This is a genomic window from Parcubacteria group bacterium (genome assembly GCA_016204045.1).
Taxonomy (GTDB): domain Bacteria; phylum Patescibacteriota; class Minisyncoccia; order Phycocordibacterales; family UBA2135; genus JACQLQ01.
Genome location: JACQLQ010000001.1, coordinates 15331 through 42217, shown reverse-complemented (window position 1 = coordinate 42217; position 26887 = coordinate 15331). Strand labels below are relative to the sequence as shown.

Below are 26887 nucleotides of genomic sequence, written 5' to 3'. Positions count from 1 at the left end.
TGTCTTTTTTAGTGATGTGCGTTGTGTTCTGATTCCCCCCCATCCTTCTGAAGCCACAACAATAGAGCGATGAGGGCGAAAGAAGTGAGCGCCATCATGGGAATAGTAATGTAGCCAAATTCGAAGACAAAACGCTGGGCGCACGAGACCTCAGTGCTTGCACAAGCGAAGAACTCCTTGCCGCCATACTGAATGTACACATTGTAGAGGGCCACGATGGCGCCGAGCACAGTGAGCGGCCAGAGGTACACGTCCACGTCGTGACGCTTCTTCCAGAGCGCCACCCCGACAATGACCAGTTGTGGGTAGAGGAAGATTCTTCCCCACCAACACAGAGAGCAGGCCGGGTACCCAACGACTTCGGAGTAGATGAGACTCCCGACAACGCTGCCTAGTGTGACAAAGAGAATAAGCCACAAGGCGTGTTTGCCGAGCCACGAGAGGAGTGGTCGCGACTGTTCGCGGAAGAGTGTTGCCGCGAGTACGATCGCCACAATACCAACGTGCGCTCCCATGGTAGAAAGCGCCATCGCTTGGTTAAAGAGTGAGGAAAAGTCCATGGTTTACTGGGGTAGTGCGCAGAGCGTTTTTTCGGAGAGCTTTTGCAACGACACCTCACCAGATTCTCGGCTCTCGTCAGCAAACACCCATGTCGGGTATGAGACTATGCCGCGCTCCTTGCAAAGAGCGGTCTGGCTCCGTCCGTCTGGAGTAGAACACTCTGTGTAGGGGAGGAGTTTGGCCGATTTGCCGAACATTGCCTTTTGGTTCTGACAGTGCGGGCACCAGAACGCGCCGTAAAACATAGCCCCCTTTTCTTCGAGACACATCGCAAACGCATCAAGCTTGCCTGGCGTCTTGTACGCAGAGACTCCGAAATACAATGAGCCAATGACGACAAGTCCAACTACAGAGAAAATAATTAAGGTTGTTTTTTTAGACATGGGATTATTGTAGCAAATTTTTGTAATCTTGAGTCGCCCACTCACACCAAGTTACAAATAACGATAAATATATATTGACATACGATAAGCGGTAAATTACAATGGAACTATTAAAAATGTATAAGAATTAGTCATGAAAAAAGGCTCAACAGTATTTCTTCAGGTAGTCGTCGTGGCTTTAGGCATCGGTGTTCTCGTCGCTCTGCTTTGGGAACCCCACCTTGAGGGCAGGAATGTTAACGCAACACTCTTCGAGATTTACTTCAAAGACCCCTTCTTGGCCTATGTGTATTTAGGATCAATCCCATTTTTCGTGGGCCTCTGGGAGGCATTCAAGGTGCTTCGATATGTAGGGCAAAATAAAACATTCTCGAGAAGCGCGGTTAAAGCTTTGCGGATTATCAAATACTGCGCACTAATCACTGCCGGTGCAATCGTCGCGGCAGATGCTTTCCTCATGATACACGCACGCCTTTATCCCGAACTTGGTGCCCAGGATGGCCCCGAGGGTGCCGTTGTGTTGGGCATTGTCGCTGCCTTCATCGCTATCGTTGTTGGAACTGCCGCGGCCGTGTTTGAACGAGTGTTGCAGAATGCTGTAGATATAAAGTCCGAGAACGACTTAACTGTATAGTTCGACAATCTCACGATACATAACCCTATGGCAATCATCATTAACATCGACGTCATGTTGGCGAAGCGGAAGATGAGCGTCACCGAGCTCGCCGACAAAGTCGGCATCACGATGGCCAATATTTCCATATTGAAAAATGGCAAAGCTAAAGCGATCCGGCTGGGAACCTTGGAGGCGATCTGCGAGGCACTCAAATGCCAGCCTGGAGATATTTTGGAATATAGAAAGTAAATACAATATCATTACGCAAACAAAAAAGAACGATTTTTAATCGTTCTTTTTTAAAAGGTTCGTACAAAAGATACAATTTCACCGCAAATCGTGAAGTTTCAATTTTGGCGGAGGGGAGTGAGACGTCGTCGCTCCCGCTCCTCCTTGAGAACCCACGGTTCTCAACGTCCCGACCCAAGTCGGGACTGCTCTCCTACACGGGAAACTACCGTTTCCCGACCCCTTCACAATTCACCCCCTCCGCAGCTCTCACTGCGTTCGATCTGCGGAGGGGGTGAGATTCGAACTCACGGCACCTTGCGGTGCTCTGGTTTTCAAGACCAGTGCAATAGACCACTCTGCCACCCCTCCTTATATATCCCGCTTTTATACCATATACTATATATCATATACTACCTCTATGAGATACATGGGCATTGACTACGGTTCCCGCAAGACAGGGGTAGCTCTCTCTGATGATGAAGGAACCATTGCTTTTCCGCATTCAGTAGTACCGACCGACAGGAATCTTTTAGGGAAGATTGTCGATATAACAAGCACTGAAGGAGTGAGGCACATTATCATTGGAGAATCCATAAGCTACAGCAAACGCGAAAATCCCATTATGGAGAAAATTCGCCAGTTTAAAACAGAACTGGAGTCAAAAACTGGTCTCCCTGTTTCTTTCGAATCAGAGATGTTCACCTCTGCCGAGGCGAAGCGCTATCAAGGAGAGCGCGAAGACTTAGACGCTTCTGCGGCGGCGCTTATCCTCCAACACTTCATCGATAAAAACAAATGATACAAGAACGGTTCACGTCATTTCGTGCGAAAGAAGAACACTATAAAGCGCAGTTTCATGCGTGGCTTGTGAGGCATGCGCAAGGCAAGCACGCACACGCATGGCTTGGATTTTTTTCGTTCATTGAGTCAATCTTTTTTCCTGTTCCGATCGCCTTTTTCCTGATTGCCGTATTAATGGCCGATGTGAGCCGCTGGGTGTACCTCTCCCTCCTCACTACCGTCACTTCTGTCTTGGGTGGTCTCGGTGGTTACGCGGTGGGCTTCTTCCTCTTTGACCTCATTGGCGCGCCGCTCATCGCGTTCTACGGCCTAGAAGACGCATTTGCGCAGGCGGGGAAACTTTTTGCGGACAATGCCTTCCTCGCCCTTTTCACCGCCGCGTTTACCCCCATTCCGTTTAAGGTTTTTACCATTGCGGGGGGCTTCTTTAAGATTAATCTCCTCACTTTCGTTGTCGCGTCATTCGTTGGGCGCGGCCTCCAATTCTTTGCGATAGGGCTCTTCATGCGACTATGGGGCAAGAAGGCGACAGATCTGGCGTATCGCTATTTCAACATTGGTACCATCGCACTCGTCCTACTCCTTATTGTTGCCTTCTTGCTAGTGAAGTAGAGTCCACAATTGCGCAACGTAGTTTGCTATACTTAAAGTGATGCGTCCAAGCAATCTTTTTTTCGAATATTTCCCGCCGCCGAAGTCTTTGCTCATGCCGAGTGTTGGGCTCGACATATCAGATCGTTCTATTAGATTTGCAGAGCTCAAAAGCGCAAACGGGCATCTAGAACTTAGCCGTTTCGGGGAGAGGACTCTCCCCGAAGGGATTGTTGTTGAGGGGGAGATTAAGAACCCGCGCGCCCTGAAGACGGAACTCCTCCGGCTCGAGCGTGAGTTTACCCTCTCGTTCGTGCGTGTTGCGTTGTCAGAAGAGCAGAGCTATCTCGTAAAAATCCAAATTCCCCGTGTCGCCAAGCGCGAGCTCTATTCCACAGTAGAGCTCCAACTCGAAGAACATGTACCCCTCTCTCCCAAGGATGCTATTTTTGACTACTCACTCATCACGTGCGGCGATGAGGAGGCCCGCAAGAAAGCACATGTGCACGATGTTGGGCTCGCGGTGATGCAAAGGAAAAGCGTTGAGGAGTATGTCGAGTTATTTTCGACCACCGGTATTGTCCCGCTCTCGTTTGAACTCGAGGCCCACGCGCTCGCTCGCGCCCTTCTCTCGCCTGGGGACTGCAAGACGTACATGATTGTCGACCTCGGCGCCACGCGCTCGAGCGTCTCCATCATTTCCGAAGGTGTCGTGCGGTTCACCGCGACACTCCGAGTTGGCGGCAACATGTTGACCGAAGTCATTGCACGGAAAATGCGTCTCGATTGGGAGACAGCAAAACGCTATAAAGAAACACGAGGACTTTCGCACGGCAACAAAGAAGACGCACTCTTTTCTATCCTTGAGCCCACAGTCAGCGCATTGAGAGATGAGGTACAGCGGCACTATATTTATTGGCACACACATCAGAACATCCCAGTAACCGGGCGTCGCGAGGAGGCTGAGATTCTTCTTTGTGGGGGAGAGGCAAACGTACCCGGACTCCCCGAATACCTGTCGTCTACGATGCGTATGAAGGTAACTCTCGGCAACCCGTGGAAGAACGTTGCGTCGACCGAAAAATATGTCCCACCGATTTCACAGAATCACGCGCTTCGTTATGTCACCGCCATAGGCCTTGCCTTGCGTTCCCATCTCTAATCCCTCGCGATTCTCCTTGTTACTAATGCATGACATCAATTAACCTTCTTCCGCAAATACAGAAACGAGCAGTCTACCGACGATATCGGGGGCGTCTCCTTACTGTTGCCGCTATCCTCTTCATACTCTTCGCCACGTTGAGTACACTTTTTACCTTGCCAGCCCTCTTTTTGGGTGAAGTGAACATACGTGCCGCGGGAGAGCGGCTGGCTATTGCACGCGAAGCAACAGAGCGGGCTGAGAAAGCGCTCGTTACAGAACAGTCCCGTGCCGCAAAGAAAAAAACAGGGCTTCTTAGGGGAGAAGAGAGGGTTCTCCTTACCCACACCGAAATAGTGAAGGCTGTTATTGGGAAGCAGGAGAAAGGGGTCGTTATTGAGGAGTTTTTCTACCGCGAGGAGCCCAAAAAACCGAAGGGAATCACCCAGACGTTGGTCGTACGCGGCGTGAGCGAGAACCGCGCTTCTCTTTTGTCATTTTCCGAGGGACTCCAAGGTCTTTCGTTTGTGGGCAAGGTTGCGCTCCCCGTGGAACAATTGGCAAAGAGTGTTGATATTCCCTTTTCGATTACGCTTACCTATCGTTTAGGCGAGGAACAGATGCTTGGAGAGTAGTCTCGTATCATGGACCAAGAAAGACAAAACACAAAAGAAGACCCCTCCACCGCGCCACCAAGAGCGGGGCGTCCGCGCGGACTTTCCAAGGGTGTTCGGTTACTCGTGTTGCTCATGGTTTTCATCACGATAGCGATTGGTGCGTATGGCACCGTATTGTATACGATCATAAAGAAAAGCGTCACAACAGCAACACTCCTCGAAGAGCTTGGAGGCGAGGCAAAGAAGGAACAAACATATCGCGCGATACGACATGCGCTTACTGAAACGAAGGCGACCCGCGACGCCCTCGAGAAATATTTTGTCTCAGAAAATAATGTTGCGCTGTTCCTCCAAGAGATGGAGACTGTCGGGAGGCGCGCGGGGGTGACAACCACCATTGAACACGTAACTATCGAACGCGGTGGTGGGTCAAATCCGTTTCTTAGAGTGCGGTTCAAGGTGTATGGGGAGTTCGGAAGTGTGTACTACCTACTCGCCCTTATTGAAACGCTTCCCTACAACACGGCACTTGAGCAGTTTGTCATCAGGAACACAGATGGTGGTTTTGAAGACGGGAAGCGCGTTGGCCCATGGGAGGGCGCGTTCATGATGGATATAAAAAGTTTTATTGCAAAGGACGCCGCGTAACGTGCACAACAAATGAAAACCTTAAGCACAAAAAATATCGTCGAACGCATTAAGGGGGTTTTTGATTATGATTCCGCAAAAACGGAACCATCCCCGTATCGTGACTGGATGTTTCTTGTTGTTGGGCTTTTCGTTCTTCTTATATTGTCTGCGGGCGTTGGTGTGTATTTGTTTATTGCGATTTCCGATGGAGAGGTATTTGCCTCGCATGCGTTGAGTGAGAGCGAAGAGACCGCCCTCAGCATTGAAGATATCGGGGATCTCGAAGAGATTTACAAAGCAAAAGAAGCAACGCTTGTGGAACTCCTTACGACACCGCCGCCGCGCATGAGCGATCCTTCACAATAAAGCGGAAACGAGGTACAATGCGCGGTGCGTGTTGTATGATACCCCCCGTAGCTCAATGGATAGAGCAGTGCTCTTCTAAGGCATTGATGTAGGTTCGATTCCTGCCGGGGGGATAGCTAGAGACAAGGATGGTTAGTTGTCTTGGCAGGTCTAAGCTCGGAAGTAATATGCTCGGTTAGCTGTTTTGATAAATCTAAGCTCAATATAATGTGCAGTTAGCTGTTTTGGCAGGTCTAAGCTCGATATAATGTGCAGTTAGCTGTTTTGGCAGGTCTAAGCTCGAAAGTAATATGCGCGGTTAGCTCAGTTGGTAGAGCGCTTCATTTACACTGAAGATGTCGGGGGTTCGAGTCCCTCACCGCGCACCGTATGATCACTTTTGGCATTTTTGGGTTGCTGGCAGTTTCTTGTGCACTGTGGGTGCGTGATGAGGTGAAGCAAAACATCGTCTTTATCATTGGTGGTATCTCACTCCTTATATACAGCGTATCAATCGACGAAATAATATTCGTCATACTCCAAGCGGTGTTTATTATCTCGGCAACCGTCGAGCTCGCTAAAATCAAAAAAGAAAAGAGCACTAAGTAATCATGCCCGATTTTCTCTTGCATCTTCTGCCGCCGTATTTTGAAGTCTGGCATTTACTCGCAAGTTTCCTCGCTGGGTTTATCGGTGAGGGTTACGCAACAATCGTCGGAAGCGGGGGCGTGCTTATACAGTTTACACTCGCGGCTATTGGATTGCCGCTCGCAGTCGTTGTGGCGACAGACATCGGCGGCTCACAAGGGGCAGATATAGGCATAGTTCTCGCGTCATCTCGGAAGGTGCTGAGCAACAAGAAACTGCTCTTTATGTTAGCCCTCCCCATGTTTGTTGGTGGGGTCATCGGCACAGCATTCCTCATCTACATCCCTGTTGTGTTTTTGAAAGCGGTTTTGATACTGGGTCTCTCCGTGCTCTTGATATATGTGTTGATTGGGAAGAAGGCAGAGATGCAAGCAGTAGAGAATGTACACCTTAGCATGAGACACTACCCGTTCATCTTTACCCTGATGTTTATACTTGGGGTGTACGGAAACGTGAGTGGTGTCGGAGTCGGGACATTCAGTCGGTTTGCATACCAAAGCATCCTTCGCATAAGTTTCGTTGAGGGTCTTGGTCTCGCAAGTCTTATCGCGTTGCCGCCAACACTCTTTTCAACAGTCGTTACGGCATTCTCCGGGCTCATCGCATGGCCCCATTTCCTCGTGATTTTTGTCGCCTCGTTTATCAGTGCGAACTTCATGACCAGGCACATCCGCAAGGTGCCCGAGAAATACCTTAGGGTGTTGCTCCTGACCGTGGTTTCTCTATATCTCACCTATCTCATCTATAGCTTGTTCTAATGCATAAGCCCCTGATTGCAAGATGAAAAAAGAAATTGAAGCAAAAATAACGGGCAGGGTGCAATTGGTGATGTTCCGTGATTTTGTGCAACGCAAATCACGCGGACTCTCTCTTCTCGGTTTTGTACAAAATATCAAAGATGGTTCTGTCTATGTTGTGGCGCAGGGAGACGAAGAAAGCCTCGCGAAACTTGTTGAGCATCTCCACAAAGGTTCGCTACTCTCGCGCGTGGATAATGTTAAGGTCGCCTGGCGTTCCCCAACACAGGAGTTTCGAGGATTTACCATAGTATATTAATCATATGATTCCCCAAAGCATTGGTATTATTATGGATGGCAATCGCCGCTGGGCAGAGGAGCATGGTCTCCCTGTCTTTGAAGGGCATCGTCGTGGTTACGAAAAGTTGAAAGAGGTGGTTTCGTGGGCGCGAGAGGCGGGTATCGGAACACTCATTTTTTATGCTTTTTCGACAGAGAACTGGAATCGCGCGCAGAACGAGGTCGAGTATCTCATGCGGCTCTTTGAGACTGCTCTCAAAGAGGAGTTTGGTCAACTGCAAAAAGAAAACGCGCGCATCGTGTGCATAGGCGAGCGAGAGCGACTTCCGCAGAACATCCAAACGCTCGTGCGCGACCTGGAGGAGAAGACAAAAAACAATACAGCGATTACCGTTGCTGTCGCAATCTCATACGGCGGACGCAAGGAGATTGTCGAGGCCGCACGCAAGGCCTCTGCCGAAGGTCTAGGGTTTACCGAAGAAACATTCGCGAAGCATCTCTGGACCAACAATCTTCCCGATCCAGACGCTATTATTCGCACGGGCGGCGAACAGCGACTTTCGAACTTCCTCCCATGGCAGTCGGTGTATAGCGAGCTCTTCTTTGTCGACAGCTATTGGCCCGATTTTTCGAAAGAAGAATTTGATGCTATTTTAAAAGAGTTTCCCGAACGCTCGCGTCGGCGCGGCAAGTAACAGGCGTTCGTTTCTCTACTATGCCCATAGCAATTGTGTATGAAGATGAGTATATTGTTGCGGTGAACAAACCGGCGGGTTTACTCGTGCACTCGCCATCAAAAAAGAGTAGCGAAGAAACAGTTGTTACCTGGATCGAGGAGAGGTATCCAGAGATCGGGAAAGTCGGAGAGCCCTTTGTCTTGCCCGACGGCGCCATTATCAATCGCCCCGGTATTGTGCACCGACTCGACAAAGACACCTCCGGCATCTTGCTTATCGCAAAAACGCAAGACGCATACCTCGCACTGAAGAAACAATTTCAAGAGCGAGAGATAGAAAAAGAATATCGTGCCATTGTGTACGGCAATGTGAGTAAGAAAGAGGGCGTCATCGACACCCCCATTGCTCGAAGCAAAAGAGATTATCGAAGGAGGAAAGTCGGCGTAGACGGGCGTGAAGCAAAGACGCTCTACCGAACACTCGGTACCTCTGAAGCCTATTCGTATATGGCGCTTTTCCCCAAAACGGGTCGTACGCACCAGCTGCGTGTCCACCTGAAGTCGATTGAGCACCCCATACTTTGTGATCCGCTCTATGCGCCAAGACGCGAGTGCCCAGGAGAGATGGGTCGTCTCGCGCTTCACGCCTTAGGGCTTTCGTTAACGCACCCAAACGGCACCCGTATGCGCCTCGAAGCGCCTCTGCCTGAGGAATTTGCGCGGTTCGTACATGCCCAATTCCCAGGGTTGCAAAGCCGCGGATAATCTGTTAGAGTGGCGTATTGTCTATGACTACTATTACTTTTTCCCCCGTTAATATTAAAGAGCGAAAAAAGATCGACATCCGCTCCGGCGACACGATCCGGGTGTGGGTTAAGCTCAAAGAAGGGGACAAAACTCGTCTCCAGGCCTTCGAGGGTCTCGTCATTGCACGCAAGCACGGCGCAGAGTCGGGCGCTACCTTTACGGTGCGCAAGATTGCGAGTGGTGTCGGCGTAGAGAAGATTTTTCCTTTATACTCTCCAACGATTGATAAGATTGAGATCCTCAGCCGTTCAAAGACGCGACGCGCCAAACTCTATTATGTTCGCGAAAAGACAGCAAAGGATACCCGTCGCAAGATGAAGCGCTTCTCCGATTTCGCAACCGTCAAATATCAAGAGATGGTACCCACAGAAGCCATGGAAGAAGAAGTGGTAACCGCGGAAGCTCCGGCAGAAGAAGTCAAAGCAGAGGCCGCAGAACCAGCAAAGAAGGAGTAAGGAACCGATCCGTCTCAAACGGGTCGTTTTCTTTACGAACCATGCGATTTACCATATACTAGAAACCACGTAGAGATTGAAGTATGCGCAGGTGGTGGAACGGTATACACGTACGCTTGAGGGGCGTATGCCGCAAGGCTTGGGGGTTCAAATCCCCCCCTGCGCACCAATGGTTACTAAGGCTTTTGTCGTAAAAGAAAAACTCCACGTGTTCCCAATGGAGGCGCCGTGGACCTATGTCCCTATTCCGGACTCGAAGGTGCCAGATGTGCCGCGCGGTGGGTGGGGGAGCATCCCTGTCATGGCGACGGTTGGCAAGACGACGTGGCGGACCTCACTCTTTCCTATTAAAGGCAAACAGTACTTCATCCCGATAAAAAAGTCGGTCTGCAGAAAAGAGTCCCTCGTCATCGGAGAAGAGGTAACTGTTCGTTACGTTTTAGCGAGCAAGTGATATACTTTACACATGCAACAACTCGACCCTAAAGCCGTTTTGATGTTTTTCATTCAAAACCTGCTCATTTTTGGTTTACCCATAATTATCATCATCTTTTCCTTTTTGGGGGACGAGGGTGCGGTACTACTGGAAGAACTCGAAATATCACCCGTACTGTGGTGGGGTGGACTGCTCTCCCTTGGGGTACTTGTGATTATTCTCCTCTGGGTTATTGCCAAACTTACCTACCATTTTGTTCGCTACGAACTCCGCGAAGAAGGATTTCGCAAAGAGCACGGCATCATCTGGAAAACATACGTAACCATTCCTTACAACCGTATCCAAAACGTCGATATTCATCGCGGGATTATTGCTCGGCTATTGGGCTTATCCGATCTCGAGATTCAAACAGCGGGAGCTAGCGCAGTTGTTCGTCGTCGTGGTGTCTGGGGGGTTGGAGCAGAGGGGACCCTCCCTGGTCTCTCAAGGGAGGTTGCAGAAAAACTTCGCGATGAACTCGTCCATCGTGCGAGGAAAGGAGCGGGGCAAGGTCTCTAGTTGCCCCGCACTTCTTTGAGGAGTATCCTCTAGGGAGCAAACATGGCGAGGAATCCAATGAAGCCGAAGGTTCTTTTTGTTGATGACGAAAGGGGTGTCCACGCGGCGTGGAAACTGCAGCTTGCAGACTTGGGCGATAAAGTAGAGATAGTTCAGGCTTTTACTGTTGATGAGGCGATAGAACAGTTCAAGGCCAATCCTGATCTCGCTGCGATCGTCTTGGATGGCTATTTGAGTGGTCACAGCACGGTACCCGAAGCGCTCGCCCTCATTAAGGAGTTTAGTCCCACATTTACGGGTCCAATGATTTCTGTTTCAAGTGATGAGTTTGTTCGCATGCGTTGCGTAGCGATGGGATGCACCCACGAATGTCAGAAACGCGACCTTCCTCGTCGGCTCATCGCGATACTGAAGTTGTGAATGGTTTAAGCGGCTCCACCATTCGCCATCCGCCGTCTGGCGGAGGCGAAGGGGGATGTCGTTTTTTGATTTCGGAGTGTTACAGAGTATATACTACCTATATGCACGAGTATTGTTACCTTAACGGAAAGATTATTCCGAGCGATGACGCGACCTTGCACATAAGTGACGGGGGGATTTTGCGCGGCTATGGGATTTTCGACTTTATGGGTATCCATGACGGCGAGATTTTCCTTTTTGATGAACATTGGAACAGGTTTCAGAACTCCGCAAAGAAACTTAACTTAAGAATTCCGCTCTCAAAGGATGAGTTCAGGCGCCAGGTGGGGCTCTTGCTCCGGAAGAACAAAATGAAAGACTGTTCTCTTCGCGCGGTACTCAACGCCGGAAGAATCGATGGTCTTATCTTCAACCCAGAGACGCCAACCTTCTTCATTTTTCTCCAAGGCGACATTAGTCCGAAGAAGGAAGCCTATGAAAAAGGAGTAAAGCTCATGACGGCAGAGCACCTACGTCTTTTCCCGGAAGCAAAAACAAGTAATTATATTTTCCCCGTCCTTCTCCAGGGCAAAAAGAAGAAGGCTGGGGCGTATGAGATCCTCTACACATGGGAGGGTAATGTGCTCGAAGCTTCAACGTGCAATTTCTGTATTTTTAAGGGCGACACACTCATCACTCCGCAAAAGAATATTCTCCAAGGCATCACTCGTTACGCCACACTTAAGTTGGCGAGAGATACGTTTGAGGTCGAAGAGCGCGAATTGTCTCTCGAAGAAGTTTTGAGTGAAGCAACCGAAGCGTTCATCACCTCAACGGGGCGTCGCATTGTGCCGGTTACACGCATTGATGCCCACACAATCGGTGATGGTGTTGTTGGGGAGAATACGAAAGAAATGATGTCTCGTTTTAAAGGTCTTGTTGAACGCGGCGGCTGGTAGCACGCTACCCATTTTCACCCCGCATTTTTCATGGTACACTACCACACGTTTAGTAGAAGATAGTAGAAGATGGTGCCCATGGTGTAACGGTTAGCACTGATCCCTGTGAAGGATCCAGAAAGGGTTCGAATCCCTTTGGGCACCCCAAAAGCATCATCTCCAGTGTGGTATAATTCCTCTCTATGAAGCCCAATAAAGCAATAGCCGGTACTACCTCGGTCATTTTTGCTTTGGGAGGGAATGCCTGCATAACAGTCCTTAAGTTTATTGGATATTTTCTCTCTGGCTCAAGTTCTCTCTTTAGCGAGGCGGTGCACAGCTTAGCGGACACCATGAACCAATCTCTCCTCCTTATTGGACTCCGTAGTTCAACCCGTGTTGCAGACGAGGAGTACGCATATGGCTACGGGAACGAGCGGTTCCTCTGGGCGCTCATCTCGGCATGCGGCATCTTCTTTTTAGGTGCAGGAGTTACTGTGTATCATGGTATCTCGTCCCTTCTGTCGCACCATGAAGCGGAGCTAAGCACCACAATATTTGCCATTCTCATCACCGCATTTGTTATTGAGTCGTTTACCCTGTACAAGGCGGCTCAAGAACTGCGACTGCATAACAAAGAAAAGACATTTGTTGAGGCACTTGAGCACGGAGATCCAGTTACCATCGCTGTTGTGTACGAAGACACAGCTGCCGTCTTGGGAGTAATCGTAGCCTTATGCTCGGTCACCCTTTCATATTTCACGCACAACTATTTGTGGGATGCCGTTGGTTCTATTATTGTCGGGCTTATCTTGGCCGTTATCGCCGTTTTTCTCATCAAAAAGAATCGAGAATTTCTCATAGGGAAAAGTATTCCAGAGGAACTCGCAGAACAAATCACGGAAATGCTCGTTGCGGAGCCCTATATCGAAAAGGTGATTGATTTCAAATCAGAAGTCCTCGATATTGGGAAGTACCGGATAAAGTGCGAAATAGAATTCAATGGAGCGGCACTCATCAAAGAAGTGTTTGATCGAGGGGATCTTGAGGGGGAATACGAGATCATTAAAGACGACTATGAAGAGTTCAAAAGGTTCATTGCGTACCAGACGAACCACATCCCGCGCCTCGTGGGTCGGAAGATTGATGAAGTAGAGAAGAAGATCATAGCCGCGGTTCCCTCGGTCAAGTATATTGATATCGAAATAAATTAAACACTCCTTGTGACCACCTCAGGCCCACAGGAAGTAAGAAGTAGTAAATGTGTTAAGCAAACTGAAGGGGACAACAAAAAAGTTTGAGTCATGGTATTTCCGATATGAAGGACGTTTTTTGTCTGGCGCACTGATTCTTGGGTTTATCGTTGATACGTTGACGCTCAGGCGTATTGATCTTGCCTTTGAGCAGTTTGTGATTGTGACGCATTTGGTCATTGTCGCGGCCTGCATCACCTTTATTAATTTCTACGAAGGAAAAGCGCTCGCCGCGCAGTCGCGACCATTCATGCGGAGGGTTGCGCCGCTTCTCATGCAATTTTCCTTCGGAGCTCTTTTTTCCGGGTTTTTCATTTTCTACAGCAAGAGCGCATCACTCGTCACAAGTTGGCCGTTTCTCATATTCCTGATTGCCCTCCTTATTGGGAATGAGTTTTTGAGAGCCCGCTACCAGCGTCTCGTCTTCCAGGTGAGCATGTTCTATTTTGTATTATTCTCATTTACCATTTTTTACGTCCCGATAGTGTTGGGTGCCATGGGTGGAGAAATATTTCTCTTTAGCGGCGCAATAAGCCTCGCGCTTGTTGCCGGATTCGTTCTTGCCCTCGCCCTCTTCATCCCGGCGCGTATCGCCGAGAGCAAGCGCTACCTTGTCCTGAGCATCGGAACGATGTTTGTCGCATTGAATGTGCTTTATTTTGCCAATATTATTCCGCCCATACCACTCTCGCTCAAGGGGGCAGAGGTGGCCCATCAAGTTCGACGAGTTGGAGATGAGTATATCATTCGAGACGAAAAGAGGTTGTGGTTCGCGACACTGCTATCCCCTGAAATCGTGCATATTACACCTCATGCCCCGGTCTTTTTCTACAGTTCCATCTTTGCGCCGACAGATCTTGCAACTTCAATCGTGCATGAGTGGGAGCACTATGATGATACGACGGGGGAATGGGTCATTGCATCCCGCATCCCCTTCCCAATTCTTGGCGGACGTGACGGCGGGTACCGAGGATATTCCCTCATAGAGAACCTTGCTCCGGGGCGATGGCGCGTCAATGCAAAGACGGGGCGGGGGCAACTTCTCGGTCGCGCGCAGTTTATTCTTGAATATGTGTCAGAGACCCCAGAGCTTGTCGCCAAAAAGGGTGAATAAAAGCACTTCGTCTTATATACTGTCAGTATGCACACAGAACACTCGGGTCATGATGGGGCTCCCCACGGAACGCATGGAAACCACATGGCGGAGGATTTTAAAAAGCGCTTTTGGGTAGCGCTTGTTCTCTCGCTCCCAGTACTCGCGCTTTCCCCGCACGCGCAGTCTCTCTTTGGGTTGCAGGTGTCGTACGGCTTTGAATTGGCTTTTCTCATCGCGTCGCTTATCTATTTTTATGGTGGTTGGCCTTTTCTCAGGGGATCGTGGAGTGAGCTAAAAAATGGCCAGCCGGGGATGATGACCCTAGTTGCGGCGGCAATTACGGCCGCCTTCCTCTACAGCGGAGCAGTTGTTCTGGGCTTTGCGGGAAACGGGAAGGAGCTTCTCTCCGAACTTGTGACGCTTATTGATATTATGCTCCTCGGGCATTGGATCGAGATGCGGAGCGTCATGGGCGCATCACGCACGCTCGAAGAACTTGCGGGGCTTCTGCCGAAGACCGCTCACCTACGAAACGCCAATGGTTCTGTTTCCGAGGTCTTCATTGCCGATCTCCACATTGGGAACGAGGTCATCATTAAGCCGGGGGAGCGGATCCCTGTCGACGGTGTTGTTGTCGAGGGTCTCACGGCAGTTGATGAATCGATGCTAACAGGTGAGTCGAAGCTTGTTTCAAAACAAACCGGAAGTCGCGTTATTGCAGGAGCCCTCAATGCAGAGGCTGTTATCATTGTGCAGGTGACAAAAACGGGGAAAGACACCTACCTTTCATATGTGGTGACGCTTGTGCAGGAGGCACAGAAGAGCAAGTCGAAGACCCAGGACTTGGCAAACAGGGCCGCGATGTGGCTCACCGTCGTCGCTTTGGGCGGGGGGGCGGTTACTCTTTTTGCCTGGCTCTTTTTGCTCCAGCCTCTTGGTTTTGCGGTTGAGCGTGCGATTGCGGTCATCGTGATTGCCTGTCCGCACGCACTCGGCCTCGCGATACCGCTTGTTGTCGCCTTCTCCACCTCTTTGTCAGCTCAGAAAGGTTTTTTGATACGAGATCGCATGGCGTTTGAAGCCGCCCGCGGTGTCACTACGATTGTGTTCGATAAGACAGGGACATTAACCGAAGGGGCTTTTGTGGTAAGTGATGTCGTTCCGTTTGTAGAATATTCAAAGGAAGATGTTTTAAAGTACGCGGCGAGTGTTGACCAGGGTTCGTCTCATCCAATCGCTAAGGCAATCGTTAAGGCGGCTCCGGAAACCTACCCAGCGGAACATCAAAGCATTATTCCCGGGCGTGGTTTCCAGGCGCAAGTGAAGGGAGTGTTGGTGCAGGTGGTCTCCGAAGCGTATGTAAAACAGCAACGCGTGTCGTATGATACAAAACGCGCAGACGAGGTGTTGGCTCAAGGCAAAACCGCAGTATTTGTTTTGAAAGAAGGGTTGCCGATAGGTTTCCTTGCCCTTGACGATACGGTACGTGCGGAAGCCCGCACCGCCGTGAGGGTGCTTAAAGAAAAAGGGCATCACGTTGTGATGTTAACCGGCGACAATGAATCTGTTGCAAAACGTGTTGCCGAAGAACTCGGTCTCGATAACTATTTCGCAGGAGTATTGCCCCACGAAAAATCCGAAGTCATTATGCGCCTCCAAGAGGAGGGACAAAAAGTGTTAATGGTTGGGGACGGGGTAAATGACGCCCCCGCGCTTGCCCAGGCGGATATCGGTGTTGCCATAGGGGCTGGCACTGATGTTGCTATAGAAACGGCAAGTATCATCTTGGTACGCAACAACCCGCTCGATGTCGTTCAAGTCATGGAACTTTCTCGTAAAACATATAATAAAATGATCCAGAATCTTTGGTGGGCGGCAGGATACAATATTGTCGCGCTTCCTCTTGCGGCTGGGGTTCTCTATAGTGCAGGTATCGTGCTTTCACCGGCCGTCGGCGCGGTCTTAATGTCGCTTTCGACTGTTATCGTCGCGATAAATGCCTCACTGTTGCGAAATGCGTAATATCCATGGACAATTTTCACGCACATTATCCAAAGGTTGGTGTCGGGGTCATCGTTTTCAAGGATGGCAAGATTTTAATGGGCAAGCGCAAAGGAGTTCACGGCGAAGGGGAGTGGTCGCTTCCGGGTGGCCACCTTGAATACATGGAGGCTATTGTCGATTGTGGGATACGGGAAGTGTTGGAGGAAACCGGGATTGAAATTGAGAACATTCAGTTTTTGCATGTACTGAACATGAAAGATTATCCGCCACATCATTATATTGATATTGCTCTCACCGCCGATTGGAAGGCCGGTGAACCAAAGGTTATGGAGAGAGATAGGTGTGAAGGGTGGGAGTGGCACGACCCCAGGCATGTCCCAAATCCTGTGTACAAAGCTTTTCACGCACACATGGAGGCGCTCAAGACCGGGAAACGTTTTTTTGACGCCTAGCCACTAGCTATTCAACAAATACAAGGAGATACATTGCGGCAACGCCGAGAATAATTGCGCACAGTTGCAGGAAAAAGACTGGTTTTGATGCAGTACGAAGCTCGGGGAAGAGGTCTGCGGTTGCGATGTAGATGAAGCTTGCAGCTGCGAGCGGGAGCACCCAAAAGACAAACTGCTCGATACTCTCGCCCGCCACAAGGGCGATGATTGCTCCTAAAATGGCAAGTGTTGCAGAGACGAAGTTAAGAAAAAGCGCCCGCATCCTTCCGAATCCTGCGTGTAAGAGCACACCGAAGTCCCCGATCTCCTGGGGAATTTCGTGCAAGACGACAGCAATTGTTGTGGCGACACCAACTTCGATAGAAACAAGATAAGAAACCGCAATGATGATGCCATCAATGAAATTATGTAAGCCGTCGGCAACGAGAACCATATAGCCAGTGGGATGTATATGCACGCCTTTTGCGCTATTTCGAGATTCGCCACTCAACTCTAGGCTATGCGCGTGGTGCCAATGCACCAATGTTTCAAGAAGAAAGAACAGGACAATGCCGGCAATAATAAGTATTGCAACAAAAGATGGATTTGCCGCTTCGGCAAACGCTTGCGGAATAAGGTGAATAAATGCGTCCCCCAAGAGCGCCCCGACAGCGAGTGCGACCAAAAAAGAAATAATGCTCCGCAAAAAGCGCTCCTTCCACGAAAGAGCAAACAGGCCCACAAAGGAGATGGCGCTCACGGCAGCGACACTCCCCAATGTATACAGATAGATTTCTGACATGAGTTTATGATACCATGAAGGAATAAAGAGTATTAAACCCTATAGTATTTAATCATCTATGATAACTTTCGAAGAAATGGGGAATGACAAGGTTATACGTTATGGCTTTATCGCGCTTCTTTTTACCGGAGCACTCTTCTTGCTCGCGTCATTCGCGGGTGAATTGAAGGCGCTTCGCTTTATTGGTCAAGACGCCCAGTTTACACGGACGATTACTGTCTCCGGATCCGGGGAAGCGTTTGTCGTCGCTGATACGGCCGAATTCTCCTTTGCTGTTATCGAAGAAGCAAAAACAATCGCAGACGCGCAACGAGTGGTGACAGAAACCAGCAATGCCCTCCTCTCGTACCTTAAGGACGCGGGAGTAGAAGAGAAAAATCTTAAGACCACCAGCTACAACATTTCCCCGCGCTATGATTACCAGAACAATAGAGGATTCCCGACTGGCGAGCGCGTGCTTATTGGGTACGAGGTGTCTCATTGGGTTTCTGTTAAAACCAAAAAGACGGACAAGGCAGGTGAGATGATCGCACAACTCGGGAGCCGTGGCGCAACCAATATCTCTAGCATCAACTTTACCGTTGAAGATGAAGACGAAGTACGACGGGAAGCACGGAAGGAAGCGATTGAAGACGCAGAAGACAAAGCAAAACAGCTCGCAGACGACCTCGATGTACGGCTTGTGAAAGTCGTAAACTTCTATGAATCAGGAGGCGGCCCGATTTACTTTGCTCGTGAGGCGGCCTTTGGCATGGGGGGCGATATGGAAAAGGGAGCCCCACCAGTTCCGGAACTTCCTGTGGGAGAAAACACAGTAATGGTGAATGTGAACGTTACCTACGCGATTGACTAACCCAAAAGCCCCCCGATTTGAATCAGGGGGCTTTTGTTTTTAACAATCTGTTCGGAAAGTGCGCTACAATATCGAGATGACATACGGCGCGGCAGTATCTCGAGGTGAACGCGAAGAAATCGTTCAAACAGAGATTTCAGAACTACTTACCCTCCTCCTTCAAAATCGCGGGATTGAAGAGCATGAGCGCGAGTTTTTTCTAAACCCTGACTACGACCTCCACACACATGACCCGTTTCTCTTAAAGGACATGGAACGAAGTGTCTCGCGCGTTCTCAAGGCTGTGAAGGGTGGCGAGCGGATTGTTGCATATACCGACTATGACACGGATGGTATTCCTGCCGGGATTATTTTCCACGACTTTTTTAAGAAAATCGGTTTCTCTAATTTTAGAAATTATATTCCGCATCGCCACAACGAAGGGTTTGGCGTACACGTAAGCGCGGTTGAGGAGCTTGCGGGCGAGGGGACCGCTCTCATTATCACCGCCGACTGTGGCATGGCGGACTCTAAGGCGATTGAGCGCGCAAACGAGCTCGGCATTGATGTCATCGTAACAGATCACCACCTGCCGCAGGAGATGCCCCCTGCATACGCGATCATAAACCCGAAACAAGAAGGGGACCAATATCCATTCAAGGACCTATGTGGAGCGGCAGTTGCCTGGAAGCTCGTCACAGCAGTCTTGCGTAGAGGAAACGAAGAAGGTGTGTTTGTGGTCCACGATGGTTGGGAAAAGTGGCTCCTAGATATGGTGGGTATCGCGACACTCTCCGACATGGTGCCGCTTCGTGGGGAAAATAGGGCCCTTGCCTACTATGGACTCGCAGTGCTCAAGCGGAACAGGAGGAAGGGACTCCAGGAACTTTTGCGTGCGGCGCGCGTGAGACAGAGCTTACTCACCGAAGATGATGTCGGGTTTGTTATTGGGCCGCGTATCAACGTCGCTTCGCGGATGGATTCTCCCGAAAAAGCTTTTCGCCTACTTGCGACAGAAAACGATGCAGAAGCGCTCGCCCTTACCAAAGAACTTGAGGTACTGAACAATAAAAGGAAGGGTTTTGTCGCGGCTATCGTAAAGGAGGCGCGCGCACGCCTTCAGGAGTCCCAACTCAAATCGGTCCTTGTCTTGGGTAACACGAATTGGCAGCCGGGCCTACTTGGACTTGCGGCGAACACCCTTATGCAGGAATTCTCGCGCCCGGTATTTTTGTGGGGCGAGGGCGGGGATGGGACCCTCAAGGGGTCGTGCCGTTCAGATGGCAGTGTCCATTTGCTCGAGCTTATGCAATGTGCCGATGAGATACTCACGGCGTACGGAGGACACGAATGCGCAGGCGGCTTTTCGGTAAGAAGGGACAAGCTACACCTCCTTGCCGATGCCCTTGCGGAGGCAAGTAACACAGTACCGCGTCGAGAGCGAAAGGGGGCGCAGGAAGCAGACACAACACTCTCGCTCGACAATGTAACAAGGGAGGCGTATGGCGTTATAGAGAAGCTTTCGCCCTATGGGATGGGCAACCCCAAACCACTTTTTCTTTTTCGGAATGCGGAGGTCAGGCGTGTCGAGGGCTTCGGGAAGCAAAAGAACCATCTCAAACTTATCTTTGCAAATAGCTTTGGCAGAGAGATAGAAGCAATACAATTTTTTGCAGAACACTTACTCGGTCGTTTTGCGGTGGGGCAGTACGTACAGTTCTCCGCCCACATCGAGAAGAATGTCTTTGCCGGCCGCGACAGTTTGCGCCTCCGAATTGTAGATATTGGAGAGGAGTGATATTCTTGGTGCATCATTAATCATGCGGAAAATTACTATCTACACTGATGGGGGAGCAAGAAACAATCCGGGTCCTTCCGGCGCTGGAATTGTCATTACAGACGAAAAGAAAGGGGTTTTGAAGAAAATCGCTCTGCCACTAGGCACGCAGACAAATAACTGGGCAGAGTACGAAGCGGTAGCCCACGCGCTCCAAGAATTAAAGAAGATAATCCCCAAAGATGAGCGTGGAGAGACAGAAGTCGAGGTGCGGTCAGACAGTGAGCTCATTATCAAGCAGTTGCGCGGGGAGTATCAGATTAAAGAACCAACTCTTTTCCCACAGTTCATAAAAGTTTGGAATAGCAAGGTGGCCGATTTTCCACGTTTGTCCTTCACACACATACGTCGCGAAGAAAACACGGAGGCAGACGCCCTCTCGAATGAGGCAATGGATGAGGTGGAAAGAAAGGCAAAGACCTTATTTACCTCAAAATAATAAAGGGATTAACCCCCATATTGTCTCTTCGCTCGAGGAAATAAAAAATAAAATCCCCACAATGAGTGGGGATGTGTACACTAAAAAATTCGCAGTGCGTTACGGACCTGGGTTGGCCCCGCTAGGTGTACGGAGAATGACGGGCTCGTCTTGTGGCCGTAACTGCGGTTTTTCAGGCCCCCTTGCTATAGGAGCCGGGTGAAAAACATTCTCTCCCTCCATAATGTAACCACCTCCTTCGCCCCACTCTCTTTCATTCGCCGCACCTTCTTCACCATATCTTCCGTCATTGGCATCCAACACGCCCTTCCTCACGACCCTTCCTCCAAGAAGAAGTTGGGTTTGTTTGTCTTTAGCTTCACGCTTCGCTCGTTTAAACTCTTCCTGTGTTTTTTCATCAGCGAGCAAGAGATAGTAGCGAGGTTCGGAAACACCAGGCGAGCGCAAAAGCAGGTAAACTCCAGCATTGCTTTTTGTCTCTCCATAAAGCACAAGGTGTCCGGTGTGCCCCTCTGGGAGCATCGCCTGGAGTTCCTCAAACGTGACAACCTTTGGCCTCGAGAGAAGATTGTTTACGATGTAATCTATTTTGTTGTTTGTGGCCGTAACTGCCATAAAAACAAGATAGACCATTGTCGCTAATGCGGCAAAAGCAGCAGCTTTTGAGAGCACAGAACGATTCCACCATGCCGAAACAATGGCGAGGACGAAGGCAATAACGAGTGACCCAAGGAAATACGGGCCAATATCAATCATGAACTCGTTCATGGGGCCCCTCCGAATAGCGCTTGACTTCTGAGTGGCGTGAATTCGTTATTTGGTTGCCCAATGAGAATCTCATTCTCGATGGTGAAATTTACAACGGTAATCTCATCACCCAAATAGCTAAGCACAACACTTTTTTTTGCGATGGAGACAGTTTTACTTCCGCGGCTTATGTACACATCGACGTACACCGGAACTTCAAGTGATTCCGACCCGTTTCGGTACAGGTGCACGTTTACAGTGTACGTCCCATTCGGCATATCTCGTCCGAACATCACCTCGTAGTTATAAGGAGTTGTATCGCGGAGAGTTCCCAAATCGTCTCGTAAAAGGTTGAATGTCTGGCCAGCACGATTTGAATAACCAATCACCTCATCACCGGGTGCGCGCGCCCAAAGATCAACATCAACATCAACATTGTCTTGCCACACAATCTGTATCATGATATTGCCTGGCATCTTTATCATCACGTCTTCTTCTTGAGAAGGGTTAATGAATGGCACAAGAAAGACGAACAAGATGATGAAGACGAATGCCACAGCGAAGGGGAGATCACGTAAGACCACGCCTGAAATGCGGCCCCCTGATTCATTTTCCATTGCGAGTAACCCCTATTCTAACTGCTTCGTTCACAAGTTGGGCCATGCCAGGGCGCAAAATCCATTTCAGGTTTGCGTCCAGCCACAAAGCGGCACAGGCACCCACAATCGTTGTGTCGAATGCAATATAGAATGCTCCGATTACATTCTTCAAAAGTGGCACGACCAGGTTGATGTCTCGGAATGCGGTTGGGTCAATTGCTCCAGTGCCAATTCTGATACCAACTACCGTGCCAATCAATCCCAGAACAACCAACCATTCTGCAATCGAACTGAAGATCTGGAGTTTGCTTGTCATGGTAAGACGGAATTGTTCAAGCAAAACTGGTTTATCTTCCGCCCTTGCGGAGCGGTATGCATCAACAAAGAGGGCGATTCGTGAGTGGGTGGACCGGAGCCACGCGTCTACCTTTTCTTGCGTGTTCCCCGCGCTGTTCCCCACGCGTCGGCGGTATCCTCGGGCAATATTAAGTTCTTGGGAAACATTAAATATGCGGGCGGTAATCATGACAAGGCCCAAGAGGCCAAGCCCCGCAATGCCACGCGAAATATAAACACTATCGGCTGCAAGCACTGCCCCAACCCATCCCTCAACATATGCCCAAAACGCAATTGCAACGAAGAATGAGTTAAGAATCAACATCCGAATAAACATGACATACTCAGTATTCCCGCCACTTCCAAGGTCTCGAATATCCATGCGTCCCACGGCAAAATCTCCTTACGGTTGTCAAGATATCTAATGCCAGTGTAGTTCCTTACATAGAGATAAGTCAACCCTGATAGCGTGAGGGATAGACACGGGGCGGGGTGCCTTTTGTTAATTTCCGCAGAATACCACGCTCGTAAGAGCGTCGGATGAATGCGGGAATGCCGGAAGGGGTCGGGGAACCTGCAAGGTTCCCCGTGGAGGAGTTAAGCGATGCGAGCAGAACGGGAGCATCGCGCTTCTAGAACCGTGGGTTCTAGAAAATGAATCTCCACGTCCGTAAAGGCGTAGAGATTCATTTGCGTCTGCGCTATAGTAATGCCATGTCCAAAAGCACATGGCTTCTCCTCTTCATCATTGCTTTTGCTGTAGGTGTTGCGTTTCGGAGCGTTTATAACTTTGGCGGCGCATTCTCCGTCTTTGTTGTTTTTCTTGGGGTGGTCTTTTTCTTCTACTATTCTCTAATTCGCTCGAACAGGAGAATAGTATTTCATGCGGCACTTGTCACCGGAGTTGCCCTGTTCGCGGTGGGGTTTGGTATGCTCCGCTATGATGTTACTGACATGCGCCAAGGTAATCCTGCGCTTGACCAAAAAACCGAGACACACGTTGTACTCCAGGGCGTTACTATTGATGAGCCGGATATTCGAGAGACCCATACAAAACTTTTGTTCAAGACGCCAGAGGGGGTAAAGATACTTCTCACTGCCGAACATTATCCCGAGTTTCGTTACGGTGATGAGCTCGTGGTTAGGGGGACGCTCCAGAAGCCAAAGAATGTTGTAAGAGACGAAGAAGAACCTGGCCGCCCCTTTGACTACGTCGCGTACCTTGCAAAAGACAACATACATTACCAAGTTTTTTATCCGAGTATCGAACTCGTCGCTCACGAGAGGGGGAACCCGATAAAGGGATTTTTGTTTTCGCTCAAACACAAAATGATTGAGAACACGGCGCGTCTCCTTCCCGAACCGCATAACTCACTTCTTGCTGGAATTAACTTCGGCGTTAAGCAATCGCTCGGGGAAGACCTCTTGGGGGCCTTCCGGGAAACGGGAATCATTCACATTGTCGTCTTATCCGGGTATAACATCACTATCGTCGCGGAAAACGTTGCGCGCGGTTTTCAATTGCTAGCCCCACGCTTTTTCGGTATTGGCGCTGCGGGAGCGACCATTATTGCATTTGCCGTCATGACCGGAGCTGGAGCGACGGTGGTCCGCGCATGCGTCATGGCGCTCCTCATTCTTCTCGCTCGAGCAACTGGTCGTGCGTACGAGATCACCATCGCACTTTTTGTCGCAGGCCTCGGCATGCTTTTGTGGAATCCGCGCACACTCATGTTTGATCCGTCGTTTCAACTCTCTTTTCTCGCGACACTCGGTCTTATACAGTTAGCGCCAAGGATTGAAAAATATTTTGGATGGATGCCGACAAAGCTCGGTCTTCGTGAGGCGGCAATCGCAACCATCTCGACACAGCTTTTTGTCTTGCCACTCCTCATATACATGATGGGTCAGGTGTCCCTTATTGCCCCAGTTACAAACATCCTTGTGCTTCCGACCATTCCCTACACCATGCTCTTCGGTTTTCTCGCTGCGGCTCTTGGTTTTGTGAGCGACGCCGTTGCTTGGCCCTTCGCTCTTGTGTCATATATCCTGCTCGATTATGAGCTTTGGATTGTGAAGTTGTTTGCGGAGCTGCCGTTTGCCTCGATATAATTTTCTATTGTGGGGTTTACAAATAACGTTTTTTGTTCCGTGTTTCGATAGCGGCTAGGCGTTTAGCGAGGGGAGTGTATACTCAAAAATAGATAGAGCATGCGCTTTTTCAAAGGAGTATGTCATGCGCTTTGCCAGAATCTTTGCTCTGTTCATTGTCACGACATTCTTTACCGGGACTCTTGCGGGATGCACCGCCGCAACAAACGAGCCATTCACAGCCGACGCAGGTGCTATCATGAGGCAAATTGCCCTTGAGAACAATTACCTTGCGCGGATACATACGCTCCAACCCACCTCTCGCAATCCTCGTAATCCAAATCAGCCCGCCATCAATGAAGCTATTGGCACGGGTATCCTCTTTAGAAATACCGATGGAGAGCTTCGCATTGCGACAGTTAATCACGTCCTGGGGCCGACCCCAGACACGGCAACCATTTGGGTGACGTTCGGCAGCGGATTTGGAAAGGCGGAAATTGTCGGCAGAGACCCAGCCGCCGACCTCGCACTTCTCAAGGTCCCGGCATGGCTCACCGAAGGTGTCGAACCCGCGCGATTTAATTTCTCGAACGACCTTCAGGTTGGCGATACCGTGTTTGCTACTGGGTTTCCTTTTGGAATGGAAAACACCACCTTTGGCTTTATCACAGCCCTGAAAGAGCGGGAATTGGAAGACCCGTTTCCTCAATGGCTGTACGTAACGACTCAGGCACCAGTCAACTCTGGCAATTCAGGAGGCCCCCTCCTGAACCGTAACCGTGAAGTTGTTGCCATCAATGAGAGCATTATTTCGACCACTGCCGGTAGCGGCATGGCATTCAGTGTTACTGCATATGCCCTTGGGCGCCTCCTTCCCCGCCTTGAACGGGGTGGAGTAGTAGAGCACGTCCAGCTCGACTTCTCTGTAAGGGAAACACGCGACGTGTCACCTATTTTTTACGAATACTATACAGGAAAGAACTATCCACCCCCCGAAGAAGGCGTCATGGTGTATGAGGTTTTCGCAACTACTTCACGGGCGTCCTTTGTGCGCCCTGGCGACCTCGTGAAAGAAATCCGTTTCGGAGAAAAAGTACATGTCGTGACCACAAGGCAAGCATTTGAAGAGTTTATCTTTTTTGAAGTGTCGCCAAATACGAGGGGAGAACTTGTTCTCAAGCGTGGTAGCGAACTCCTCATTTTTCAATTGTAATATAAAAACTCGGTCGCTTTAGGCGGCCGTTTTTGTATAATTTTTGTTTCTGTGTCCTTTTGGTATGTTAGAAAAATGCCATGCTATACTTTTTAAAGACACAGGCAACGCTTCACGAAGAGGTATACCATGCGCTTTGCCAGAATCTTTGCTCTGTTCATTGTCACGACATTCTTTACTGTAAGCACGAGCGTGCACGCGGCCGAAAACCTCGATATCGGCGAGGTTGGCGCCATCATGAAGCAGATTGCTCTTGAGAACAATTATCTTGCGCGGATACAGATTCCACGGACTTCCCCCAATCCCCAAAACCAGAATGAACCTTTTGTTAATGAAATCAACTCCACCGGCTTTCTCTACAGAAACAACGCAGGAGAGCTTCGCATCGTCACTGTTAATCACGCCCTAGGGCCAACACCAACAGCTACCACCATTTGGGTGACGTTCGGCAACGGATTTGGAAAGGCGGAGATTGTCGGCAGAGATCCAGCCGCCGACCTCGCACTTCTCAAGGTCCCGGCATGGCTCACCGAAGGTATCGAACCCGCGCGATTTAACTTCTCGGACGCTCTTCGTGTCGGCGATGTGGTCTTTGCCGCTGGTTTCCCGCACGAATTGAAGGCAACGACGTTTGGCGTCGTCATTGCGCTTGAGCAGATACCATTGCCCGTTCAGTTTCCTTCTTGGCTTTATGTTACGACGCAAACGCCGCTTAACCCCGGCAATTCAGGAGGCCCCCTCCTGAACCGTAACCGTGAAGTTGTGGGCATAAACGTAAGCATTGTTCCGTTAACTGCCGCGGTGTTGAATACCCCTAACGGCATTGCCGTTGTAGGTGGTGACGGAGGGGGAATGTCGTTCTCTCTCAACGCTCGCATCATCGGACGTCTTCTCGCTCGCCTTGAAAGAGACAAATTGGTAGAGCACGCCTCGTTTGACTTCTCGATAAGGGAAACACGCGAAGTTTCGCCTATCATGTACGAATACTATACAGAGAAGGATTATCCACCCCCCGAAGAAGGCGTCATGGTGTACGAGGTTTTCACAGACACGGCATCAGAGCGCGCAGGACTCCGAATGGGTGATTTGTTGAAAGAAGTTCGCTTCGCAGAAAGAAGGCACGTCGTGACTACGAGGCGTGCCCTTGAAGAGTTTATCTTTTTTGAAGTGTCGCCAAATACGAGAGGAGAGGTCGTTGTTAAGCGCAACGATGAACTCGTTACTATCCCGATCTCATTTATGAGACTCCCACCTCTCCGCCGCTAGTCGATGTCACGCTGTTTTATTGCCCGACCCCATTGTCGGGCTTTTATTTCGTCGAGCGAGGAGCGAAAATG

34 protein-coding genes and 5 tRNA genes are annotated in these 26887 nt (G+C 49.8%); 32 read left to right on the top strand and 7 right to left on the bottom strand.

The window, feature by feature from the left end:
* Positions 1–8: 8 nt before the first annotated feature.
* Positions 9–560, bottom strand: a complete 552-nt coding sequence (locus HY455_00255) for a disulfide bond formation protein B (GenBank protein ID MBI4117965.1) — start codon at positions 558–560, stop codon at positions 9–11.
* A 3-nt stretch (positions 561–563) separates the two neighbouring features.
* Positions 564–944, bottom strand: a complete 381-nt coding sequence (locus tag HY455_00250) for a hypothetical protein (GenBank protein MBI4117964.1) — start codon at positions 942–944, stop codon at positions 564–566.
* A gap of 133 nt (positions 945–1077) precedes the next feature.
* On the opposite strand from HY455_00250, the gene HY455_00245 reads away from it, so the two are divergent.
* A complete protein-coding gene (locus tag HY455_00245) occupies positions 1078–1578 on the top strand; it encodes a DUF2975 domain-containing protein (protein ID MBI4117963.1) in 501 nt (166 codons plus the stop codon).
* Positions 1579–1605: 27 nt separating this feature from the next.
* Positions 1606–1809, top strand: coding sequence for a helix-turn-helix transcriptional regulator (locus HY455_00240; protein ID MBI4117962.1), 204 nt, complete (start codon positions 1606–1608; stop codon positions 1807–1809).
* A 266-nt stretch (positions 1810–2075) separates the two neighbouring features.
* Here the strand turns inward: HY455_00240 and HY455_00235 are convergent.
* A tRNA-Ser gene (locus tag HY455_00235) sits at positions 2076–2160 on the bottom strand.
* A gap of 49 nt (positions 2161–2209) precedes the next feature.
* Here HY455_00235 and HY455_00230 point away from each other — a divergent pair.
* The 24 genes from HY455_00230 to HY455_00115 all read left to right on the top strand — a co-directional run bounded on the left by HY455_00230 (position 2210) and on the right by HY455_00115 (position 16675).
* Positions 2210–2590 (top strand): pre-16S rRNA-processing nuclease YqgF, encoded by a 381-nt coding sequence (locus HY455_00230; protein ID MBI4117961.1) that lies wholly within the window; start codon positions 2210–2212, stop codon positions 2588–2590.
* Positions 2587–3204 (top strand): DedA family protein, encoded by a 618-nt coding sequence (locus HY455_00225; GenBank protein MBI4117960.1) that lies wholly within the window; start codon positions 2587–2589, stop codon positions 3202–3204. The genes HY455_00230 and HY455_00225 overlap by 4 nt, the downstream gene beginning before the upstream one ends.
* A gap of 40 nt (positions 3205–3244) precedes the next feature.
* Positions 3245–4345 carry a type IV pilus assembly protein PilM gene (gene pilM / locus HY455_00220; protein ID MBI4117959.1) on the top strand — a complete coding sequence of 367 codons (1101 nt, stop codon included), beginning with the start codon at positions 3245–3247 and terminating at the stop codon, positions 4343–4345.
* A 29-nt stretch (positions 4346–4374) separates the two neighbouring features.
* A complete protein-coding gene (locus HY455_00215) occupies positions 4375–4959 on the top strand; it encodes a hypothetical protein (protein MBI4117958.1) in 585 nt (194 codons plus the stop codon).
* Between the two features lie 9 nt (positions 4960–4968).
* Entirely contained in the window at positions 4969–5589 is a 621-nt protein-coding gene (locus HY455_00210) for a hypothetical protein (protein MBI4117957.1), read from the top strand.
* Positions 5590–5601: 12 nt separating this feature from the next.
* Positions 5602–5937 (top strand): hypothetical protein, encoded by a 336-nt coding sequence (locus HY455_00205; GenBank protein ID MBI4117956.1) that lies wholly within the window; start codon positions 5602–5604, stop codon positions 5935–5937.
* Between the two features lie 41 nt (positions 5938–5978).
* Positions 5979–6050, top strand: a tRNA-Arg gene (locus HY455_00200).
* 179 nt (positions 6051–6229) lie between these two features.
* Positions 6230–6302 (top strand) — tRNA-Val (locus tag HY455_00195).
* A 4-nt stretch (positions 6303–6306) separates the two neighbouring features.
* Entirely contained in the window at positions 6307–6525 is a 219-nt protein-coding gene (locus tag HY455_00190; protein MBI4117955.1) for a hypothetical protein, read from the top strand.
* A 2-nt stretch (positions 6526–6527) separates the two neighbouring features.
* Complete coding sequence (locus tag HY455_00185) at positions 6528–7322, top strand: sulfite exporter TauE/SafE family protein (protein ID MBI4117954.1); 795 nt, start codon at positions 6528–6530, stop codon at positions 7320–7322.
* A 22-nt stretch (positions 7323–7344) separates the two neighbouring features.
* On the top strand, positions 7345–7620 hold the full coding sequence (locus HY455_00180; GenBank protein MBI4117953.1) for an acylphosphatase: 276 nt from the start codon (positions 7345–7347) through the stop codon (positions 7618–7620).
* 4 nt (positions 7621–7624) lie between these two features.
* Positions 7625–8296, top strand: a complete 672-nt coding sequence (gene uppS, locus HY455_00175; protein MBI4117952.1) for a di-trans,poly-cis-decaprenylcistransferase — start codon at positions 7625–7627, stop codon at positions 8294–8296.
* Positions 8297–8316: 20 nt separating this feature from the next.
* Positions 8317–9042 (top strand): RluA family pseudouridine synthase, encoded by a 726-nt coding sequence (locus tag HY455_00170; protein MBI4117951.1) that lies wholly within the window; start codon positions 8317–8319, stop codon positions 9040–9042.
* 23 nt (positions 9043–9065) lie between these two features.
* Positions 9066–9539: a 50S ribosomal protein L19 gene (gene rplS, locus HY455_00165; protein MBI4117950.1), complete on the top strand. Its 474-nt coding sequence runs from the start codon at positions 9066–9068 to the stop codon at positions 9537–9539.
* 85 nt (positions 9540–9624) lie between these two features.
* Positions 9625–9708, top strand: a tRNA-Leu gene (locus tag HY455_00160).
* Complete coding sequence (locus HY455_00155; protein ID MBI4117949.1) at positions 9709–9993, top strand: DUF1905 domain-containing protein; 285 nt, start codon at positions 9709–9711, stop codon at positions 9991–9993.
* Positions 9994–10005: 12 nt separating this feature from the next.
* Positions 10006–10533 (top strand): PH domain-containing protein, encoded by a 528-nt coding sequence (locus tag HY455_00150; protein ID MBI4117948.1) that lies wholly within the window; start codon positions 10006–10008, stop codon positions 10531–10533.
* A gap of 42 nt (positions 10534–10575) precedes the next feature.
* The gene (locus tag HY455_00145; GenBank protein MBI4117947.1) at positions 10576–10953 is read left to right on the top strand and encodes a response regulator; all 378 of its coding nucleotides are present in this window, start codon (positions 10576–10578) and stop codon (positions 10951–10953) included.
* A gap of 101 nt (positions 10954–11054) precedes the next feature.
* Complete coding sequence (locus tag HY455_00140; protein MBI4117946.1) at positions 11055–11891, top strand: aminotransferase class IV family protein; 837 nt, start codon at positions 11055–11057, stop codon at positions 11889–11891.
* Between the two features lie 72 nt (positions 11892–11963).
* Positions 11964–12038: transfer RNA gene (locus HY455_00135), tRNA-His, on the top strand.
* Positions 12039–12073: 35 nt separating this feature from the next.
* Positions 12074–13084 carry a cation diffusion facilitator family transporter gene (locus HY455_00130; protein MBI4117945.1) on the top strand — a complete coding sequence of 337 codons (1011 nt, stop codon included), beginning with the start codon at positions 12074–12076 and terminating at the stop codon, positions 13082–13084.
* A gap of 49 nt (positions 13085–13133) precedes the next feature.
* Positions 13134–14237 (top strand): DUF2914 domain-containing protein, encoded by a 1104-nt coding sequence (locus HY455_00125; protein ID MBI4117944.1) that lies wholly within the window; start codon positions 13134–13136, stop codon positions 14235–14237.
* An 84-nt stretch (positions 14238–14321) separates the two neighbouring features.
* Positions 14322–16241, top strand: a complete 1920-nt coding sequence (gene cadA, locus HY455_00120; GenBank protein ID MBI4117943.1) for a cadmium-translocating P-type ATPase — start codon at positions 14322–14324, stop codon at positions 16239–16241.
* A 5-nt stretch (positions 16242–16246) separates the two neighbouring features.
* Positions 16247–16675 carry an NUDIX domain-containing protein gene (locus tag HY455_00115; GenBank protein ID MBI4117942.1) on the top strand — a complete coding sequence of 143 codons (429 nt, stop codon included), beginning with the start codon at positions 16247–16249 and terminating at the stop codon, positions 16673–16675.
* Between the two features lie 7 nt (positions 16676–16682).
* On the opposite strand, the gene HY455_00110 is transcribed toward HY455_00115, so the two are convergent.
* Positions 16683–17456 (bottom strand): ZIP family metal transporter, encoded by a 774-nt coding sequence (locus HY455_00110; protein MBI4117941.1) that lies wholly within the window; start codon positions 17454–17456, stop codon positions 16683–16685.
* Positions 17457–17514: 58 nt separating this feature from the next.
* On the opposite strand from HY455_00110, the gene HY455_00105 reads away from it, so the two are divergent.
* The 3 genes from HY455_00105 to HY455_00095 all read left to right on the top strand — a co-directional run bounded on the left by HY455_00105 (position 17515) and on the right by HY455_00095 (position 20564).
* Positions 17515–18309, top strand: coding sequence for an SIMPL domain-containing protein (locus tag HY455_00105; protein ID MBI4117940.1), 795 nt, complete (start codon positions 17515–17517; stop codon positions 18307–18309).
* A gap of 76 nt (positions 18310–18385) precedes the next feature.
* Positions 18386–20086: a single-stranded-DNA-specific exonuclease RecJ gene (gene recJ, locus HY455_00100; protein ID MBI4117939.1), complete on the top strand. Its 1701-nt coding sequence runs from the start codon at positions 18386–18388 to the stop codon at positions 20084–20086.
* 22 nt (positions 20087–20108) lie between these two features.
* Entirely contained in the window at positions 20109–20564 is a 456-nt protein-coding gene (locus HY455_00095; GenBank protein ID MBI4117938.1) for a ribonuclease HI family protein, read from the top strand.
* Between the two features lie 99 nt (positions 20565–20663).
* On the opposite strand, the gene HY455_00090 is transcribed toward HY455_00095, so the two are convergent.
* From HY455_00090 to HY455_00080, 3 genes are read right to left on the bottom strand one after another with little or no spacing between them, the layout of a single operon-like run.
* A complete protein-coding gene (locus HY455_00090; protein MBI4117937.1) occupies positions 20664–21332 on the bottom strand; it encodes a hypothetical protein in 669 nt (222 codons plus the stop codon).
* Positions 21329–21928, bottom strand: a complete 600-nt coding sequence (locus tag HY455_00085; GenBank protein ID MBI4117936.1) for a hypothetical protein — start codon at positions 21926–21928, stop codon at positions 21329–21331. The genes HY455_00090 and HY455_00085 overlap by 4 nt, the downstream gene beginning before the upstream one ends.
* A complete protein-coding gene (locus tag HY455_00080) occupies positions 21918–22628 on the bottom strand; it encodes a hypothetical protein (protein ID MBI4117935.1) in 711 nt (236 codons plus the stop codon). Before HY455_00080 ends, HY455_00085 begins: the two co-directional genes overlap by 11 nt.
* A gap of 332 nt (positions 22629–22960) precedes the next feature.
* On the opposite strand from HY455_00080, the gene HY455_00075 reads away from it, so the two are divergent.
* From HY455_00075 to HY455_00065, 3 genes are all read left to right on the top strand, one after another.
* On the top strand, positions 22961–24358 hold the full coding sequence (locus HY455_00075; protein ID MBI4117934.1) for a ComEC family competence protein: 1398 nt from the start codon (positions 22961–22963) through the stop codon (positions 24356–24358).
* A 124-nt stretch (positions 24359–24482) separates the two neighbouring features.
* Positions 24483–25550, top strand: a complete 1068-nt coding sequence (locus HY455_00070) for a serine protease (protein ID MBI4117933.1) — start codon at positions 24483–24485, stop codon at positions 25548–25550.
* 129 nt (positions 25551–25679) lie between these two features.
* Entirely contained in the window at positions 25680–26816 is a 1137-nt protein-coding gene (locus HY455_00065) for a trypsin-like peptidase domain-containing protein (GenBank protein MBI4117932.1), read from the top strand.
* Positions 26817–26887: the final 71 nt, after the last annotated feature.